The 18,243-nt window shown below is 59.8% G+C and carries 16 protein-coding genes; 9 read left to right on the forward strand and 7 right to left on the reverse strand.

Going from position 1 to position 18,243, the window contains the following annotated elements:
* Positions 1–57: 57 nt before the first annotated feature.
* Complete coding sequence (gene rmf, locus KGB18_RS02955; RefSeq protein ID WP_003223300.1) at positions 58–273, forward strand: ribosome modulation factor; 216 nt, start codon at positions 58–60, stop codon at positions 271–273.
* Positions 274–581: 308 nt separating this feature from the next.
* Here rmf and KGB18_RS02960 read toward each other — a convergent pair whose 3' ends face one another.
* Positions 582–1,601 (reverse strand): quinone-dependent dihydroorotate dehydrogenase, encoded by a 1,020-nt coding sequence (locus KGB18_RS02960; RefSeq protein ID WP_123721246.1) that lies wholly within the window; start codon positions 1,599–1,601, stop codon positions 582–584.
* A 229-nt stretch (positions 1,602–1,830) separates the two neighbouring features.
* Between KGB18_RS02960 and KGB18_RS02965 the strand changes: the two genes are divergently transcribed.
* From KGB18_RS02965 to cobA, 8 genes are all read left to right on the forward strand, one after another.
* Entirely contained in the window at positions 1,831–3,042 is a 1,212-nt protein-coding gene (locus KGB18_RS02965; protein ID WP_201059292.1) for a CmpA/NrtA family ABC transporter substrate-binding protein, read from the forward strand.
* A 15-nt stretch (positions 3,043–3,057) separates the two neighbouring features.
* Positions 3,058–3,633, forward strand: a complete 576-nt coding sequence (locus KGB18_RS02970; RefSeq protein ID WP_008006986.1) for an ANTAR domain-containing response regulator — start codon at positions 3,058–3,060, stop codon at positions 3,631–3,633.
* A gap of 377 nt (positions 3,634–4,010) precedes the next feature.
* A complete protein-coding gene (locus tag KGB18_RS02975) occupies positions 4,011–5,222 on the forward strand; it encodes a nitrate/nitrite transporter (protein WP_123720836.1) in 1,212 nt (403 codons plus the stop codon).
* 7 nt (positions 5,223–5,229) lie between these two features.
* A complete protein-coding gene (locus KGB18_RS02980) occupies positions 5,230–6,900 on the forward strand; it encodes a bifunctional protein-serine/threonine kinase/phosphatase (protein WP_223569356.1) in 1,671 nt (556 codons plus the stop codon).
* Positions 6,901–7,302: 402 nt separating this feature from the next.
* Positions 7,303–9,756, forward strand: a complete 2,454-nt coding sequence (gene nirB, locus KGB18_RS02985) for a nitrite reductase large subunit NirB (RefSeq protein WP_223569357.1) — start codon at positions 7,303–7,305, stop codon at positions 9,754–9,756.
* Positions 9,753–10,070: a nitrite reductase small subunit NirD gene (nirD, locus tag KGB18_RS02990; RefSeq protein WP_007902067.1), complete on the forward strand. Its 318-nt coding sequence runs from the start codon at positions 9,753–9,755 to the stop codon at positions 10,068–10,070. Before nirB ends, nirD begins: the two co-directional genes overlap by 4 nt.
* Positions 10,070–12,787, forward strand: coding sequence for a nitrate reductase (locus KGB18_RS02995; protein ID WP_223569358.1), 2,718 nt, complete (start codon positions 10,070–10,072; stop codon positions 12,785–12,787). Before nirD ends, KGB18_RS02995 begins: the two co-directional genes overlap by 1 nt.
* 10 nt (positions 12,788–12,797) lie before the next feature.
* On the forward strand, positions 12,798–13,562 hold the full coding sequence (gene cobA, locus KGB18_RS03000) for a uroporphyrinogen-III C-methyltransferase (protein WP_223569359.1): 765 nt from the start codon (positions 12,798–12,800) through the stop codon (positions 13,560–13,562).
* A gap of 83 nt (positions 13,563–13,645) precedes the next feature.
* Here cobA and KGB18_RS03005 read toward each other — a convergent pair whose 3' ends face one another.
* From KGB18_RS03005 to rraA, 6 genes are all read right to left on the reverse strand, one after another.
* The gene (locus KGB18_RS03005; RefSeq protein ID WP_008074091.1) at positions 13,646–14,680 is read right to left on the reverse strand and encodes an OmpA family protein; all 1,035 of its coding nucleotides are present in this window, start codon (positions 14,678–14,680) and stop codon (positions 13,646–13,648) included.
* 107 nt (positions 14,681–14,787) lie between these two features.
* The gene (gene sigX / locus KGB18_RS03010; RefSeq protein ID WP_123720832.1) at positions 14,788–15,378 is read right to left on the reverse strand and encodes an RNA polymerase sigma factor SigX; all 591 of its coding nucleotides are present in this window, start codon (positions 15,376–15,378) and stop codon (positions 14,788–14,790) included.
* 87 nt (positions 15,379–15,465) lie between these two features.
* The gene (locus tag KGB18_RS03015) at positions 15,466–16,290 is read right to left on the reverse strand and encodes a mechanosensitive ion channel family protein (RefSeq protein ID WP_007902078.1); all 825 of its coding nucleotides are present in this window, start codon (positions 16,288–16,290) and stop codon (positions 15,466–15,468) included.
* 2 nt (positions 16,291–16,292) lie between these two features.
* Complete coding sequence (locus tag KGB18_RS03020; protein WP_007902080.1) at positions 16,293–16,541, reverse strand: hypothetical protein; 249 nt, start codon at positions 16,539–16,541, stop codon at positions 16,293–16,295.
* A gap of 63 nt (positions 16,542–16,604) precedes the next feature.
* On the reverse strand, positions 16,605–17,600 hold the full coding sequence (locus KGB18_RS03025; RefSeq protein WP_123720831.1) for a zinc transporter ZntB: 996 nt from the start codon (positions 17,598–17,600) through the stop codon (positions 16,605–16,607).
* Positions 17,601–17,625: 25 nt separating this feature from the next.
* A complete protein-coding gene (gene rraA, locus KGB18_RS03030) occupies positions 17,626–18,117 on the reverse strand; it encodes a ribonuclease E activity regulator RraA (RefSeq protein ID WP_038979910.1) in 492 nt (163 codons plus the stop codon).
* Positions 18,118–18,243 lie beyond the last annotated feature (126 nt).

Here is an 18,243-nt window from a genome sequence, read left to right on the forward strand (position 1 = left end):
CTGACCTCGATTGAGGTCGACGCGATAAATACAGTCAACAAGTGAGGGCAACACCCTATGAGAAGACTTAAGCGTGATCCGTTGGAAAGAGCATTTTTGCGCGGATATCAATATGGCGTTGGTGGTAAATCCCGTGAGCTTTGCCCTTTTACTCTACCGTCGGTACGCCAAGCCTGGATCAATGGCTGGCGAGAAGGACGCGGCGACAACTGGGACGGTATGACCGGCACTGCGGGAATCCACAGACTCAACGAACTTCACGCCGTCGGCTAATACAGGGCACACACTCCGACACGACAATCTGATTACGCAACGACTTAACCACGCACGTCCCATCCGGACGGCGGGCTTCGGCCCAAGGGCTCCTTCGAGGAGCCCTTTTTTATGTCTGATCCAAATTCAGCGAAGAAACAAATTGTGGCGAGGGGGCTTGCCCCCGTTGGGCTGCGAAGCGGCCCCAAAATCAGACAACGCGGTGAATCAGAGAGAACACGGACACAGGGTTTACGACTGCTTCGCAGCCGAACGGGGGCAAGCCCCCTCGCCACACAAGCCCTCGCCACAAGTCTCCTACCCTGGGATTAGCGCAGCGCGGCGATGGCATCCACCGATTCACGAATCAACGCCGGGCCTTTATAGATGAAGCCGGAGTAGAGCTGCACCAAACTCGCACCCGCGGCGATTTTCTCAGCCGCGTGCTTGCCTTCAGTGATGCCGCCCACGGCGATGATCGGCAAACGACCGGCCAGTTCCGCCGCCAGCACCTTCACAGTGTGAGTGCTCTTGTCGCGAACCGGTGCACCGGACAAACCGCCCGCCTCGTCACCATGTTCCATACCTTCGACACCGACGCGACTCAGGGTGGTGTTGGTGGCGATCACCGCGTCCATCCCGGTTTCGATCAACGCTTGGGCGACTTGAGCGGTTTCTTCATCGGTCATGTCCGGTGCGATCTTGATCGCCAGCGGAACATGCTTGCCGTGACGCAGGGCCAGTTCCGCCCGGCGGGTGGCCAGGTCGGCGAGCAATTGCTTGAGCGAATCGCCGAATTGCAGGCTGCGCAGGCCCGGGGTGTTCGGCGAGCTGACGTTGACCGTCACGTAGCTGGCGTGGGCATAGACCTTATCCAGGCAGATCAGGTAGTCGTCGACCGCACGCTCAACCGGCGTATCGAAATTCTTGCCGATGTTGATGCCCAGCACGCCCTTGTACTTGGCTGCCGCCACGCGAGTGAGCAAGTGATCGACGCCGAGGTTGTTGAAGCCCATGCGATTGATGATCGCCTCGGCGTCCGGCAAGCGGAAAATCCGTGGTTTCGGGTTGCCCGGTTGCGGACGCGGCGTAATGGTGCCGATTTCGACGAACCCGAAACCCAATTGGGCAAATCCATCGATCGCTGCGCCGTTTTTGTCCAGACCGGCCGCCAAACCCACCGGGTTCGGGAACTCCAGGCCCATGACCGTTACCGGCAGTTTCGCTGGCGCCTTGCACAGCAAGCCGTTAAGGCCCAAACGCCCGCCCGCGCCGATCAGGTCCAGGGACAGATCGTGGGAGGTTTCCGGGGAAAGTTTGAACAACAGCTGACGGGCCAGGGTGTACATGGGCAGGCTTGACTCGGTTGGCGATGAGAGGCGGCGATTATAGCCGCGCATCAGGGCTTCACGCGAGGCGCGCAACAAAATCAGCCAGCGATGGCATATGCCTTGCACCGTCAGAGGCATCAGCACTCATGCCAACGGCGGGATGAGTGGAAGGACAATGGCGTCGTCACCCGGCTTTGCCCACGCAAGGGCCTTGGGACGACGCTTTTTTTTGGAAGGTGCGAAATCGATGAACGAACCATCAGCCGGCCCACTGGCCTGGGTCAATGGCAGCGATGCCCCGGAAAAAACCGCAATCAACCTCGGCTTCATGGCCCTGAGCGACTGCGCCTCAGTGGTGGTCGCGGCCACTCAGGGCTTCGCCCAACCGTACGGCCTGACCCTGAACCTCAAGCGCCAATCGTCCTGGGCCAACCTGCGAGACAAACTGGTCAGCGGCGAACTCGACGCCGCCCACAGCCTGTACGGCCTGATTTACGCCGTGCATCTGGGGATCGGCGGCGTAGCCTCCACCGACATGGCCGTGCTCATGGGCCTGAACCAGAACGGCCAGAGCATCAACCTCTCCCACGGTTTGCAGGCCCTGGACGTGACCAGTCCTGAAGCACTGGACCGGCACGTGCACCAAAGTCGCCCAAAATTGACCTTCGCCCAGACATTTCCTACGGGCACCCACGCCATGTGGCTGTATTACTGGCTCGCGAGCCAGGGTATTCATCCATTGCAGGATGTCGACAGCGTAGTGGTGCCGCCGCCGCAAATGGTCGCGCACCTGCAAGCCGGGCGCATCGACGGTTTCTGCGTCGGCGAACCATGGGCAGCCAGTGCGGTGCAACAGAATCTCGGGTTTACGATGGCCACCAGCCAGACCCTCTGGCCCGATCACCCGGAAAAAGTCCTCGGCTGCACCCGCGCGTTCGTCGAGCAATACCCCAACACCGCCCGGGCGTTGGTGATGGCGATCCTCGAAGCCAGCCGATTCATCGAAGCCAGCCGCGAAAATCGCCGCAGCACCGCGCAACTGTTGAGTGCGCCTGAGTATCTGGATGCACCGCTCGATTGCATCGAACCGCGCTTGCTCGGTGACTACGCCGATGGTTTGGGCAATCGCTGGCAAGACCCGCACGCCATGCGTTTCCACGGTGGTGGCGAGGTCAATTTTCCGTATCTGTCCGACGGTATGTGGTTCATGACCCAGTTCCGCCGCTGGGGTTTGTTGCGTGACGACCCGGATTACCTCGGCGTGGCCCGTCAGGTCCAGCAACTAGACTTATACCGTGAGGCCGCCACCGCTGTCGGTGTGCCCGCCCGGTGCCAGGAAATGCGCAGCAGTCAACTGATCGACGGCAAAGTCTGGGACGGCTCGGACCCGGCCGGCTATGCCCGCAGCTTCACGCTGCACGCCATGAGCGACAGCGCTCCCCTTCTCGCCAGCCGCTGACAGGAGCCTACGAATATGTTGCGTATCCTGCTGATCAATGACACTGCGAAAAAAGTAGGGCGTCTGAAGGCGGCCCTGACCGAAGCCGGGTTCGAGGTCATCGACGAGTCCGGCCTGACCATTGACCTGCCCGCGCGCGTCGAAACGGTGCGCCCGGACGTGATCCTGATCGATACCGAGTCACCGAGCCGCGATGTGATGGAGCAAGTGGTGCTGGTGACCCGTGACCAACCACGGCCGATTGTGATGTTCACCGACGAGCACGATCCCGACGTGATGCGCCGCGCGATCAAGTCCGGCGTCAGTGCCTACATCGTCGAAGGCATTCACGCACAACGCTTGCAGCCGATTCTCGACGTGGCCATGGCGCGCTTTGAAAGCGACCAGGCCCTGCGCGCGCAACTGCACGCCCGCGACCAGCAACTGGCCGAGCGCAAGCGCATCGAGTTGGCCAAGGGGCTGCTGATGAAGATGAAGGACTGCAACGAAGAAGAGGCCTACACCCTGATGCGCCGCCAGGCCATGAGCCGCCAGCAGAAGCTGATACAGGTGGCGGAGCAGATCATTGCCATGAGTGAGTTGTTGGGCTGATCCGATCATTGTGGCGAGGGGGCTTGCCCCCGTTGGGCAGCGAAGCGGCCCCTTAAACTCCGTCATATAGACCTCGCACAAAGGTCTTGCGACGGCTTCGCCGCCGAACGGGGCGATGCGGCGTTCCGACAAGCCCCCTCGCCACAAAAGCAGATTGTTGGCACAAATCTCGCTAAGTAAATCACTGCAAGGTAACCAACGGCGGTTGCCCCACCTACGACAAAGACGTCGCTCACCTCATTCGCCCCCTTGGCGGATCGGGTAGCGGCGTTTTTCCGTTTTGGCCCCAGAGACCGGGGCTGGTGGTGCGGCCTTTGTGGCGCCCCACCTGCAAGCTCATGACTCCTTCTTGATACGCCTGACAGCTGAGGTGCGCGATGAATTCAAGCTTCTGGAAATCCGGCCATACCCCGACCCTGTTCGCAGCCTTCCTCTATTTCGACCTGAGCTTCATGGTCTGGTACCTGCTCGGCCCAATGGCGGTGCAGATCGCCGCCGATTTGCACCTGACCACCCAACAGCGCGGGCTGATGGTGGCCACGCCGATTCTGGCCGGGGCCGTGTTGCGCTTTGCGATGGGCCTGCTGGCTGATCGCCTGTCGCCAAAAACCGCCGGACTGATCGGCCAGGTGATCGTCATCTGCGCCCTGTTCGTCGCCTGGAAAGTCGGCATCCACAGTTACGAGCAGGCGCTGTTGCTGGGCCTGTTCCTCGGCATGGCCGGTGCATCCTTCGCCGTCGCCCTGCCGTTGGCCTCGCAATGGTATCCGCCCCAGCACCAAGGCAAAGCCATGGGCATCGCCGGTGCCGGTAACTCGGGCACCGTCCTCGCAGCCTTGATCGCCCCGGTACTGGCCGCTGCATTTGGCTGGAGCAACGTGTTCGGCTTCGCCCTGATCCCGCTGATCCTGACCCTGATCGTCTTCTACTGGCTGGCAAAGAATGCGCCTGAGCGCCCGAAACCCAAGTCCGTGTCTGACTATTTCAAGGCCCTGGGTGATCGCGACAGCTGGTGGTTCATGTTTTTCTACAGCGTGACCTTCGGTGGCTTCATCGGTCTGGCCAGTGCCCTGCCCGGCTACTTCAACGACCAATACGGCCTGAGCCCGGTGACCGCCGGCTACTACACTGCTGCGTGTGTGTTCGGTGGCAGCCTGATGCGTCCTTTGGGCGGCGCGCTGGCGGATCGCTTCGGCGGGATTCGCACCCTGCTGGCGATGTACACCGTGGCGGCGATCTGCATTGCGACAGTGGGTTTCAATCTGCCAAGTTCCTACGCTGCATTGGCGCTTTTCGTCTGCACCATGCTCGGTTTGGGTGCAGGCAACGGTGCGGTATTCCAGTTGGTCCCGCAGCGTTTCCGTCGGGAGATCGGTGTGATGACCGGGCTGATCGGTATGGCCGGCGGCATCGGTGGCTTCGCATTGGCAGCCGGCATGGGCGCAATCAAACAAAGCACTGGCAGCTATCAACTGGCGTTGTGGTTGTTCGCCAGCCTTGGCGTACTTGCCTGGTTCGGTCTGCACGGTGTGAAACGTCGCTGGAGAACCACTTGGGGTTCGGCAGCCGTCACCGCTGCACGGGTGTGAGGACTGAATGAGCCTGCAACTGAGCTTCGCCGAACACAGCGCCATCGGCCCCCGCGAGGAGAACCAGGACGCTCTGCGCCTGGTCACTCCGGCCCCGGCGCTGGCGGCGAGCAAGGGTTACCTGTTCGCCATCGCCGACGGCGTCAGCCAATGTGCCGATGGCGGGCTCGCAGCCCGTTCAACCTTGCAGGCCTTGGCGCTGGACTACTACGCCACCCCGGAAACCTGGGGCGTCGCCCAGGCATTGGACCGTCTGCTACTGGCGCAAAATCGCTGGTTGCAGGCTAACGGCGGCGGGCAACCGCTGCTGACCACGGTCAGTGCTTTGGTGATGCGCGGCCGGCGTTTCACCCTGGCGCATGTCGGCGATTGCCGGGTTTATCGCTGGCACGCCGACACGCTGCAACGGGTGAGTGAGGATCACGTCTGGGACCAACCGGGCATGCAACATGTGCTCAAACGGGCCTTGGGGCTGGATCAACACCTGGTGCTGGACTTTCTCGATGGCGAACTGCGCCTGAACGAGAGTTTCGTGCTGCTCAGCGACGGCATCTGGGCCGTGCTGGGCGACACCGCCATTGCAGGCATTTTGCGGGATCAGCCTGACCTGAACAGTGCCGCGCAGACCCTGGTCAGCGCTGCGCACCTGGCCGGCAGTCAGGACAATGCCAGCGCCCTGCTGGTGCGGGTCGATGCCCTCGGTGAAACCAGCATTGGCGATGCACTGATTCATCTGCAGCAATGGCCACTCCCGCCGGCGCTGAAGCAGGGCCAGACCTTCGAAGGCTGGCAGGTCGAAGGGATCCTCGGCCAGAGCCAGCAATCGCTGCTGTACCGGGTGCGCGACGCACAACAACAGCCCTGGCTGCTGAAAACCTTGCCCAGTGCGCTCCGCGACGATCACCAGGCCGGGCAGGCGTTGTTGTCGGAGGAATGGTTTCTCAAGCGTGTGGCTGGGCGGCATTTTCCTGAAGTCCATGCCGCCAGTCAGCGTCAGCATTTGTACTACGTGATGCGGGAATATTCCGGATCTACCTTGGCTGAGCTGCATGAGCGTGTCGCAACGCTGCCACTGGCTCAATGGCTGGACCTGGCCGAACGCCTGCTGCGGGCCATCGGCATCTTGCATCGGCGGCAGATTCTGCATCGCGATATCAAACCGGAGAACCTGCTGCTGGGGGACGACGGCGAGTTGCGCCTGCTGGATTTCGGCCTCGCCTACTGCCCCGGGCTGTCTGAAGATCAAACCTGCGCCCTGCCCGGAACGCCCAGCTATATCGCACCGGAAGCCTTTCGAGGTGACGCTCCTACACCGCAACAGGATTTGTATGCGGTCGGCGTAACCTTGTATTACCTGCTGACCGGGCATTATCCCTACGGCGAAATCGAAGCGTTCCAGCGCCCTCGGTTTGGTGTGCCTGTCAGCGCCAGTCGCTACCGGCCCGACCTGCCGGAATGGATTGCGCAAAGTCTGGAGCGCGCGGTGGCGGCGGCTCCAGATCAGCGTTTTGAAACGGCGGAAGAATGGTTGCTACTGCTGGAACAGGGAGAACGACGCAGCTTGAGCGTGCGCCCCAGACCGTTGCTGGAGCGAGAACCGCTGAAGGTCTGGCGGACGTTGGCGCTGGTGTCGTTGCTGGTAAATCTGGTGCTGCTGTTTTTGCTGTTTCACGGTTGAGTTTTGCACTGAACCCAAAAGATCAAAAGATCGCAGCCTGCGGCAACCCTACGGGTGCCCACGATCTCCTGCAGGAATGACCGCAGGCTGCGATCTTTTGACTTTTCTGCTTCAAAAACGGGCATAGCGCATTGAACCGGTGCACGCAAACACCCTCCTCCCACGCTGAAAGCCCATAAATTCGGCATTTGTGCGACTTGGCACAACCGCTGCATTACCTTTCCCAACATACATAAAGCCCAACCTTCAACGTGGAAGGCTGCGCTGCCCGAGAGAACGGGACAAGGACAAAGGCGTCCTCGCTAGTTAACTAGCGGGACGCCTTTTTTTGTTTGCGCAAAATTTTGTCGAGCAAGGCCTGAATGCCCTGATGAGGCAGGCCCGAGCTCCCCGGAGAACCTGATGAAAAAACTAAAACTAGTGATGATCGGCAACGGCATGGCCGGGGTTCGTACCCTGGAAGAACTGCTCAAGCTGAGTAATGAGCTGTACGACATCACGGTCTTCGGCGCCGAACCCCATACCAACTACAACCGCATCCTGCTGTCGCCTGTACTGGCTGGCGAACAGACGTTCGAAGAGATCGTGCTCAACGATCTGGACTGGTACCTGGAAAACAACATCAAGCTGCTGCTCAACCGCAAAGTGGTGGAGATCGACCGGGTCAAACGCCGGGTCATCGCCGAGGACGGCACCGAGGCCGAATACGACCGCCTGCTGATTGCCACCGGTTCGACCCCGTTCATCCTGCCGATCCCCGGCAATACCTTGCAGGGCGTGATCGGCTACCGCGACATTGCCGACACCCAAGCGATGATCGACACCGCCAAGACCCACAAGCACGCAGTGGTCATCGGCGGCGGCCTGCTGGGTCTTGAAGCCGCCAATGGCCTGATGCTGCGCGGCATGCACGTCACCGTGGTGCACATCGGCGAATGGCTGCTGGAACGGCAACTGGACAAAACCAGTGGCCAACTCCTGCAAACCGCCCTGGAAGCCCGAGGCCTGCATTTCCGCCTGTGCGAACAGACCCAGGCCCTGCACGCTGCCGGCAATGGTCGGGTCGGCTCGGTGCAGTTCAAGAACGGCGACATCATCCCCGCCGATCTGGTGGTGATGGCCGCCGGTATTCGCCCCAATACAGAACTCGCGGAAAAATCCGGCATCCCGTGCAATCGCGGGATTCTGGTCAACGACACGATGCAAACCTACGACCCTCGGGTCTATGCCATCGGCGAATGCGCCAGCCACCGTGGCATCGCCTACGGCCTGGTCGCGCCGCTCTTCGAACAGGCCAAGGTATGCGCCAACCACCTCGCCCAACTGGGTTTCGCCACCTACAAGGGTTCGGTGACTTCGACCAAATTGAAAGTCACCGGCATCGACCTGTTTTCTGCCGGCGACTTCATGGGCGGCGAAGGCACCGAGACCATCACCCTCTCCGACCCGATCGGCGGGGTCTACAAAAAACTGGTGATCAAGGATGACGTGCTGGTCGGGGCCTGTCTGTACGGCGATACAGCCGATGGCGGTTGGTATTTCCGGCAGATCCGTGAGAACCATGGCATCGGCGAGATCCGCGATCACCTGATGTTCGGCGAAAACGCCTTGGGCGACGTAGGACACCAAGGCCAGGACAAAGCCATGAGCATGGCCGACACCGCCGAAGTCTGCGGCTGCAATGGCGTGTGCAAGGGCACCATCGTCAAGGCCATCCAGGAGCACGGTCTGTTCAGCGTCGATGACGTGAAAAAACACACCAAAGCCGCCAGTTCCTGCGGTTCCTGCGCCGGTCTTGTCGAACAGATCCTGATCAACACCGTGGGCGGTGCGGCGGACGTCAAACCGAAAAGCGAAAAAGCCATCTGCGGTTGCAGCGACCTCAATCACGGGCAAATCCGCCAAGCCATCCGCGACCAGCACCTGCTGACCATCGCCGGCACCATGAGCTACCTGAACTGGCGCACCCCGAACGGTTGCGCCACGTGTCGTCCGGCCCTCAACTACTACCTGATTTCCACCTGGCCGGGCGAAGCCAAGGACGATCCACAATCGCGCCTGATCAACGAACGCGCCCACGCCAACATTCAGAAAGACGGCACTTACTCTGTAGTCCCGCGGATGTGGGGCGGTGTGACCAATCCTTCAGAGCTGCGGCGCATTGCCGACGTGGCCGATAAGTACAACGTGCCAATGGTCAAGGTCACCGGCGGCCAGCGCATCGACTTGCTGGGGATCAAAAAGCAGGACCTGCCAGGCGTCTGGAAAGACCTGGACATGCCCTCCGGCCACGCCTACGGCAAATCCATCCGCACCGTAAAAACCTGCGTCGGCAGCGAGTTCTGCCGCTTCGGCACCCAGAACTCCACGCAACTGGGCATCGAGCTTGAGCACGACCTGTTCAACATGTGGTCGCCGCACAAAGTGAAACTGGCCGTCTCCGGTTGCCCACGCAACTGCTCGGAAGCGGGAATCAAGGACGTCGGAATTATCGGCGTGGACTCCGGCTGGGAGATGTACATCGGTGGCAATGGCGGGATCAAAACCGAAGTCGCGGAGTTCTTCGTCAAACTGAAAACCGCCGAAGAAGTGCGCGAATACAACGGCGCGTTCCTGCAGCTGTATCGCGAAGAAGCCTTCTACCTCGAGCGCACCGTGCATTACCTGCAACGGGTCGGCATGGAACACATCAAGAAAGCCGTGCTGGAAGACCCGGAGCGGCGCAAGGCATTGAACGATCGCCTGCAATTTTCCCTGTCGTTCGAACAGGACCCCTGGAAGGAACGCCTCGAACAGCCGCTGCTGAAAAAAGAATTCGAGGTCATTCCCGTGAAGAACCTGGAGGTGTCGGTATGAACTGGCTGGATATCTGCGCACTGGAAGAGATCAACACCCTTGGCTCGCGGATCATCGCGGGCCCGAAAGGCGACATCGCGATTTTTCGTACGAGCGACGATGAGGTTTTCGCCCTCGACGACCGCTGCCCGCACAAGGGCGGGCCGCTCTCCCAGGGTTTGATCTACGGCAAACGAGTGGCCTGCCCGCTGCACAACTGGCAGATCGACCTGGAAACCGGCGAGGCCCAGGCCCCGGATATCGGCTGTGCCCACCATCATTCGGCACGGGTCGAGAACGGCCGCGTGCTGCTGGCCCTACGGGAAGCAAGCTGATGGACCGTCAAATCACCGCCTCGACCTGCTGCTACTGCGGGGTCGGCTGCGGCGTGCTGATCGAACACGACGGCGAGCGCATCCTCGGCGTCAGCGGCGATCCTGCGCACCCGGCCAACTTCGGCAAATTGTGCAGTAAAGGTTCGACCCTGCACCTGACCGGCGACTTGGCAGCACGGGCGTTGTACCCGGAATTGCGCCTGGGCAAAGGCCTGGCCCGCAGCCGCACCGACTGGGACACGGCTCTCGATCACGCCGCCAGCGTCTTCGCCGAGACCATCGCCGAGCACGGCCCGGACAGTGTCGCGTTCTACATCTCCGGGCAGTTGCTGACCGAGGATTACTACACTTTCAACAAACTGGCGCGAGCGCTGGTGGGCACCAACAACATCGACAGCAATTCGCGGCTGTGCATGTCTTCTGCGGTGGTTGGCTACAAACGCAGCCTCGGCGCCGATGCTCCGCCTTGCAACTACGAAGACCTGGAATTGAGCGACTGCGTGATGATCGTCGGCAGCAACATGGCCTACGCCCATCCGATCCTCTTTCGTCGCCTGGAAGAAGCCAAATCCCGCCGCCCACAGATGAAAGTCATCGTCATCGACCCACGGCGCACCGACACCTGCGATTTGGCCGACATGCATTTGGCGATTCTGCCCGGCACCGATGTCGCCTTGTTCCATGGGATTTTGCACCTGTTGCTGTGGGAAGACTGGGTCGACCGCGATTTCATCAAGGCCCACACCGAAGGCCTCGCCGAGTTGAAAAACCTGGTGCGTGATTACACCCCGACAATGGTTTCGCAACTCTGTGGCATCAGCGTCGAGCAACTGCATCAATGCGCGGAATGGGTCGGCACTTCACCGAGCTTTCTGTCGCTGTGGTGCATGGGGCTGAATCAGTCCACCGCCGGCAGCGCAAAAAACAGCGCGCTGATCAATCTGCACTTGGCCACCGGGCAAATCGGCCGGCCCGGTGCAGGACCTTTCTCGCTGACTGGTCAGCCGAATGCCATGGGCGGCCGGGAAACCGGCAGTTTGTCGAACCTGCTGCCAGGCCATCGCGAAGCGGCCAATGCCGAACACCGCGCACAAGTGGCCGACTACTGGGGCGTTGATCAACTGCCCGCGAACACCGGGCTGACGGCCATCGAACTGTTCGAACAGATGCGCAGCGGCAAGATCAAAGCCCTGTGGATCGCCTGCACCAACCCTGCACAATCGCTGCCGGATCAGACCGCTGTGCGCGCGGCACTGCAAGCCTGCCCGTTCGTGGTGTTGCAGGAAGCCTTTCGCACCACCGAAACCGCCGCGTTCGCCGACCTGCTGTTGCCCGCCGCCAGTTGGGGTGAAAAGGACGGCACGGTCACCAACTCCGAACGGCGCATTTCCCACGTCCGTCAGGCCATTGGCGCACCCGGTGAAGCACGGCCCGACTGGGCGATCACCGTGGATTTCGCACAGCGCCTGGAAAAACATCTGCGCCCTGAAGCAACCAGCCTGTTTGCCTTTGAAACCCCGGCGCAGGTCTTCGACGAATACAAACATCTGACGCGCGGCCGCGACCTCGACCTGTCCGGGATCAGCCATGAATTGATCGACCAGCTCGGTCCGCAGCAATGGCCCTTCCCCGCCGGTGCCCGTGAAGGCACGGCGCGACTGTATCTCGACGGAGTTTTCCCTACTGCCAGCGGGCGTGCACAGTTCGTCACCGACCCGTATCGCGCCGCCAAGGAGCAACGCGATGCGCGCTTCCCGCTGACCCTGATCACCGGCCGACTGCGCGATCAATGGCACGGCATGAGCCGCACCGGTACCGCCGCGCAGTTGTTCGGCCATGTCAGCGAAGCCGTGTTGAGCCTGCACCCGGATGAACTGCGTCGGCATCGCCTGCAACCGGGCGATCTGATCAATCTGAAAAGTCGCCGGGGCTCGGTGATCGTGCCCGTCAGCAGCGATGACAGCGTACGTCCGGGCCAGGCGTTTCTGCCGATGCACTGGGGCGACCGCTTTCTCAAGGGCGGTGTGAATACCCTCACCCTTCCCGCCTTCGACCCATTGTCGAAACAACCGGAACTCAAACACAGCGGCGTACGACTCGAGCCTGTGCAATTGCCTTGGCAGCTTTTCGCCCTGATAGAGGGCGATGTTCAACAGCACTTGGAGACGCTACGACCGCTCTGCGAGGCGTTTTCCTACGCAAGCCTCAGCCTTGCCGGCCGTGAGCGCCCTGCACTGCTGATACGCGCCGCCAGCGCCATCGCGCCAGAGCCGCAGCTGTTGCGTGATATCGATCAATGCCTGGGGCTCAACGACGGCCCAGTATTGGCCTACGACGATCCTCGACGCTCGATCGGCAAGCGGGTACGGATCGAGAACGGTCGGATCACCGCGATTCGCCTGGCCGGTGAAACCCTCGCTCAGCACTGGCTGCAAAGCCTGTGGCTCGAAGGTCGCGCCGACGAACAGCTACGCCGTTGGCTGCTGGCGCCTTTGAGTGCGCCACCGGGCAGCGCTGGCGGTCCGGCATCGGGCACCAAAACCCTGTGCAACTGCATGAACGTCAGCCAGAACGCGGTCTGTGCCGGCATCAGCCGTGGTCTGGATTTGCAGGGTTTGAAACAAGAATTGGGTTGTGGCACGCAATGCGGCTCCTGCGTCCCGGAAATCAAGCGTTTGCTGGCCGCCAATGCGCAGCCAGTCGCCGTCATCTCGTGAGGAAAACACTATGAGCGCAAAAGTCTGGCTGGTGGGTGCGGGTCCTGGCGACCCTGAATTGCTGACCCTCAAGGCGGTTCGAGCGTTGCGCGAAGCGGACGTGGTGTTGATCGACGATCTGGTCAATGACGCGGTGCTGGAGCATTGCCCGAATGCGCGAATTATTCCTGTGGGTAAGCGCGGCGGCTGTCGCTCCACGCCTCAAGCTTTCATTCATCGCCTGATGTTGCGCTATACACGCCACGGCAAATGCGTGGTGCGACTCAAGGGTGGCGATCCGTGCATCTTCGGGCGCGGCGGTGAAGAAGCGCAGTGGCTACGTGAGCGTGGCGTCGAGGTTGAGCTGGTCAATGGCATCACTGCGGGTCTTGCCGGTGCGACCCAATGCGATATTCCGCTGACGCTGAGAGGTGTCGCGCGTGGTGTGACACTGGTCACGGCGCACACTCAGGATGACAGCAGCCTGAACTGGCAGGCCCTGGCTCAAGGAGGCACCACACTGGTGATCTACATGGGCGTGGCGAAGCTCAGTGAAATCCGCGAGCAACTGCTGGCCGGCGGAATGGCTGCCGATACGCCTGTGGCGATGATCGAAAATGCTTCCCTGCCGCACCAACGGGAATGTCGGAGCGACTTGGCAGCCATGGAACTCGATGCCTGCGCCTTTGAATTGAAAAGCCCAGCCATTTTGGTGATTGGAGCCGTGGCAGCCTGTGCAACGTCATCTCTGTGGGAGCGTGGCTTGCCCGCGATGGCGGCCGATAAATCAGCCTGAATCTACCTGCCACCCCCTCATCACCAAATCCCAGACAAAGAAAAGCCCGGCCTAAGCCGGGCTTTTCCAGAGCTACGAGCTAATTACTTAGCGCTAGCTTCAACCTGCGCTTCTACGCGACGGTTTACAGCGCGACCAGCGTCAGTTTTGTTGTCAGCAACTGGGCGGGATTCGCCGTAGCCAACAGACTGAACGCGGGAAGATTCAACACCGTACTGGTTGGTCAGAACTTGCTTAACGGCGTTTGCACGACGCTCGGACAGTTTCTGGTTGTAAGCGTCAGGACCGACGGAGTCAGTGTGACCTTCAACAGTAGTAGTGGTGGATGGGTACTGCTTCATGAAGTCAGCCAGGTTCTTGATGTCGCCGTAGCTGTTAGGCTTGACTACCGACTTGTCGAAGTCGAACTTCACGTCCAGCTCAACACGAACAACTTCAGCAACTGCTGGGCAGCCATCAGCGTCAACAGTTACGTTGGCTGGGGTGTCCGGGCACTTGTCAACGTTGTCGCAAACGCCATCGTTGTCGCTGTCGGCGCAGACTTCAGCTGGTGCTGGAACTGGAGCAGCAGCAGGCTTGGAGCCGCCACCGAAGTTCACACCGATACCGACGCTAGGAGCCCACTCGGTGTCGCCCTGGTCGATGTTGTACTGAGCTTCAACGCCAGCACGGGCGTAGAAGTTGTCGGTGAAGTACAGCTTGGCACCGCCGCCAACGTTGGCGAAGGTGGAACCGTTACGACCACCGGAACCGTTCTGACCGATGCTCTGGTCGGAGAAGCCAGCCGATACGTACGGACGCAGCATGTCGCCCGGGTTGTTGAAGTGGTACAGAGCATCCAGAGCGGTGTTGGAGCCCTTGATGTTACGGCCATCTTCAGCACGTGCGTTGTGTACTTCGTCGTAGGCCAGACGCAGTTCAACGTCGTCGGTCAGGAAGTAACCGATCGAACCGCCGAACAGGTTGCCGTTGTTCTTGAAGTCACGAGCGCTATCGAACATTTCTTTCTTAGCGAAGCCTTCGATTTCAACTGCGCCTTGGCCTTGTGCCAGAGCGCCGAACGAAGTGGCAGCAATAAGAGAACCAATGGCCAAGCCCAAGGTGTTTTTCAGTTTCATCCGTTAAATCCCCATCTGGTGATTGTGAAGCAGTCCCGCAAACCGGGGGACAACTCGGCGGCAAGTCTATCAGAACTTGCCTACACGTAAGAGATATTTGCGCCGAACTAAGTTTCAGCAATGCCTGCAAATTTCTCACGCAATTTGTCTAGAGCGCGTTTGTAACGCATTTTTGTCGCACTCAAACCCATGTGCATTATGTCTGCGATCTCCTGAAATTCCAGCTCTGCGACAAATCGTAGCACCAGAATCTCACGGTCGATCGGGTTCACATACACCAGCCAGCGATCAAGTCCGCCCTTCTCCTCGGGTTTCGGCGTCTTTTCTTCAGACGCTTCCTCGAGGGGGTCCAGACTCAAAGCGTCCATCAAGCGACGCTTTCGCCGTTCCTTCCGATACTGCGTGATGCATTCGTTGTACGTGATGCTATATAGCCACGTCTTGAACTTCGATTTCCCCTCGAAGTTCTTCAGGCCGTACAGCACCTTCAACATCACTTCCTGACAGACATCGTCTGCATCACGATCGTTCCCAAGATACCGTGCACAAACGTTAAATAATGTTCGCTGGTAACGCCGCATCAGTTCTTCATAAGCGCGCGTTACGTGAAACAGCTCGTTATGCGAGCGCGCGACCAACTCCTCATCAGAGAGCTCGCGGGGGTCGTAGCGCGTGGAGAGCGATTGAGCTTTATTCAAAACAAGTCTGGCCGACAGTCAGGTCAATGTCCGCCGCAGCCCCTCAGGGCATTTTTGCGGCGGCATACATTAGCAGGATTTGCCGGGTTAGCGGCTACTCACATGCTGCTCCAAGAGAATCCGATTCGAGAGAGAGACTAGCTCACCCTCGTCGGTGAGCACGGTGGTTTTAACCGTGCCGATCTCTTCGATCTGACCTTCGACCTCGCCAACTCGCACTTGTTGCCCAACCTGATACAACTCACGCACATAGATTCCCGCAAGAATCTGCCCGGCAATTTCCCGGCTTCCCAACCCCATGGCCAGCGCAACCGCCAGACCAACGGTAATCAGGACGATCACGATCACATGGTTTAGCAGGTCAGTCTTGACCTCCAACTGGCTGATCGCAACCGAAATACTGATGATGATCACCAGGCCTTGGGCAATTCGCCCCAGGCCCGCCGCGTAATCAAGCCCTACACCTTCTGCCGCGCCACGCACCAGCCCATTGGCCAGTTGCGCCAGCAAGACACCCACCAGCAGCACCAGCGCAGCGCCAAATACTTTCGGCAAATACAGCGCCAACATGTCCAGCGTAGCCGAAACTCGCTCAAGTCCAAGTGATTCTGCGGCAGAAACCAGAAAAATCAGCAGAACGAACCAATAAACGATCTTGCCGATCAATGTTGAGATAGGCACCTGAAGGCCGGCGCGGGACAGCAACTTGGTCAGTCCGGTGCCGCCCATCAAGCGATCGAGGCCCAGTTTGGCAAGCAATTTGGAGAGCAGCGTGTCCAGCAGTTTGGCCACGACAAAACCCAGCAGCAGCACAACCAGTGCGCCAAACAGGTTCGGAATGAAGTTTGCAACCTTGGTCCATAACGCAGTCATTGCAGTGACGAGGCTCTGAGTCCAGAGATCAAGTTCCATATTCAATCAGCCTTATCAGCAGTGCGAGCGGTAGGTTTACGAAGACGGGAAACCGGCGAGATATGGGCCGATCCGTTATTCAGGGCGATCATCAGCGCGGGCAACCAGCGGCCCAGCAGGCTGAACAGATCGCCGGCGCCGACCTGGCGGTTGGCGGTTTTCAGCACGCGACCCAGGCAAGCATCGTCGTCACGACTGGACGGCGAAGCTTTGAGCATGTCACGCAAAGACTGTTCAAACGGATCGTGCATATGCACCTCTCGTGATATCTGTGAAAGACGCGGTCAAATTTGGTCGGGTCACATGACTCATCATCAGAACCAGCGCAAACGTCGGAATAGCCACCACTGCCCCAGCGCTACCGAGCCTGCCAGCAAGCAGGCGATCAGGAAGCCATAAGGGCTGGTGGAGAACGGAATACCGCCGACATTGATACCCAAAAGTCCGGTCAGAAAACTCATCGGCAAAAAGATTCCGGTGATGATCCCGAAGCGGTACATCGTGCGATTCATACGCACGCTCAGACGCCGGTCTTCGGCCTCCAGGACCAGCCCCACGCGCTCCCGGGTCAATTCCAGCTCCTCGAGATAACGGGTCAGGCTGTTGTTCAATTCGTTCCAGTAATCGCCATCGTCTTCGACGAACCATGGCAGTTTTATCCGCGTCAGCTGACCGAAAATATCCCGCTGCGGTGCCAGAAAACGTTTCAGTGCGGCCGCCCTGCGACGGATCTGCAAAACAGCCCCATGCTCCGGTGTATACCGTTCGTCGGTATCCAGCTTTTCTTCTTCCTCATCGACGATTTCCGAGAGGCAGCTGATCAGATCCTGCACTTTGTTAGTGAGGTATTGCGCCATATAAAGGATCAGTTCGGAGGCGGTTCTCGGCCCTTTTCCTTCGGCCAGTTGCACCAGCAACTCATCGGTGGCGCGCAACGGCCGCAGACGCAGGGAGATCACCCGCTGGGCCGAACCGAAGATCCGCACCGAGACCATGTCTTCCGGCTCGGCACCTGGATTGAGGTTGATCCCGCGCAGAAACAGCAACAGCTCAGAGTCCGGCAGCGGCAAAAGGCGCGGCCGGGTGTTCTCTTCCAGCAACAAGTCGCAACTAAATTCACTCAGACCGCTGTATTTACGCAGCCAGGTCTGGGTTTGCGGGTGACTACGATCCCAGTGCAACCACAGGCTTTCATGGGCCTGCAACTGCAAGTCATCGAGTTCAGTCCGGGCTATCGAACGCGCACCGCCTTTACCGTCCAGCACGAGGGCATGCACCAGCCCCCACTGCGCGTTTTCTTCCTCGAACATCCTCACCCCTTTATTGAAACGCGCTTTATTCAGGCATCTTCAGCGGGCTTGGCGAAATGATCACGCCGTTGTTGTCCGCATAAACATAGTGACCCGGGTGGAAGGTCACACCCGCGAAGGTCACGGCAATATTGAGTTCGCCAACACCGCGCCGGTCGGTTTTCATCGGGTGACTGGCCAGGGCCTGAACCCCCAGATCGGTTTGCGCGATGACGTCGACGTCGCGGATGCAACCGTAGATCACCAGCCCTTCCCACCCGTTATTGGCGGCTTTCTCGGCCAGCAGGTCACCCAACAGCGCGCGTCGCAGGGAACCGCCACCGTCGACCACCAGCACTTTACCGTTCCCCTTGAGCGCGACTTGCTCCTTGACCAGCGAATTATCTTCGAAACATTTGATGGTCACGATTTCGCCACCGAAAGAATCACGGCCACCGAAATTGCTGAACATCGGTTCCAGCACCTGCACCAGCTCCGGGTAGGCGTCGCACAGATCAGGCGTGATGTAATGGTTCATCGAGAAACTCCTGTAAGAAGGAAGACAATCGAATAGGCAGCATACGCGGGCCAAGGCTGAACGGCTGCAAACGCGCCGATCGAGTCGACCACCAAAAGTGACCAGAACCGCTTAATGCGTCATATC

Origin of the sequence: Pseudomonas sp. BF-R-26 (assembly GCF_019947395.1) — a bacterium.
GTDB classification, from domain to species: domain Bacteria; phylum Pseudomonadota; class Gammaproteobacteria; order Pseudomonadales; family Pseudomonadaceae; genus Aquipseudomonas; species Aquipseudomonas farris.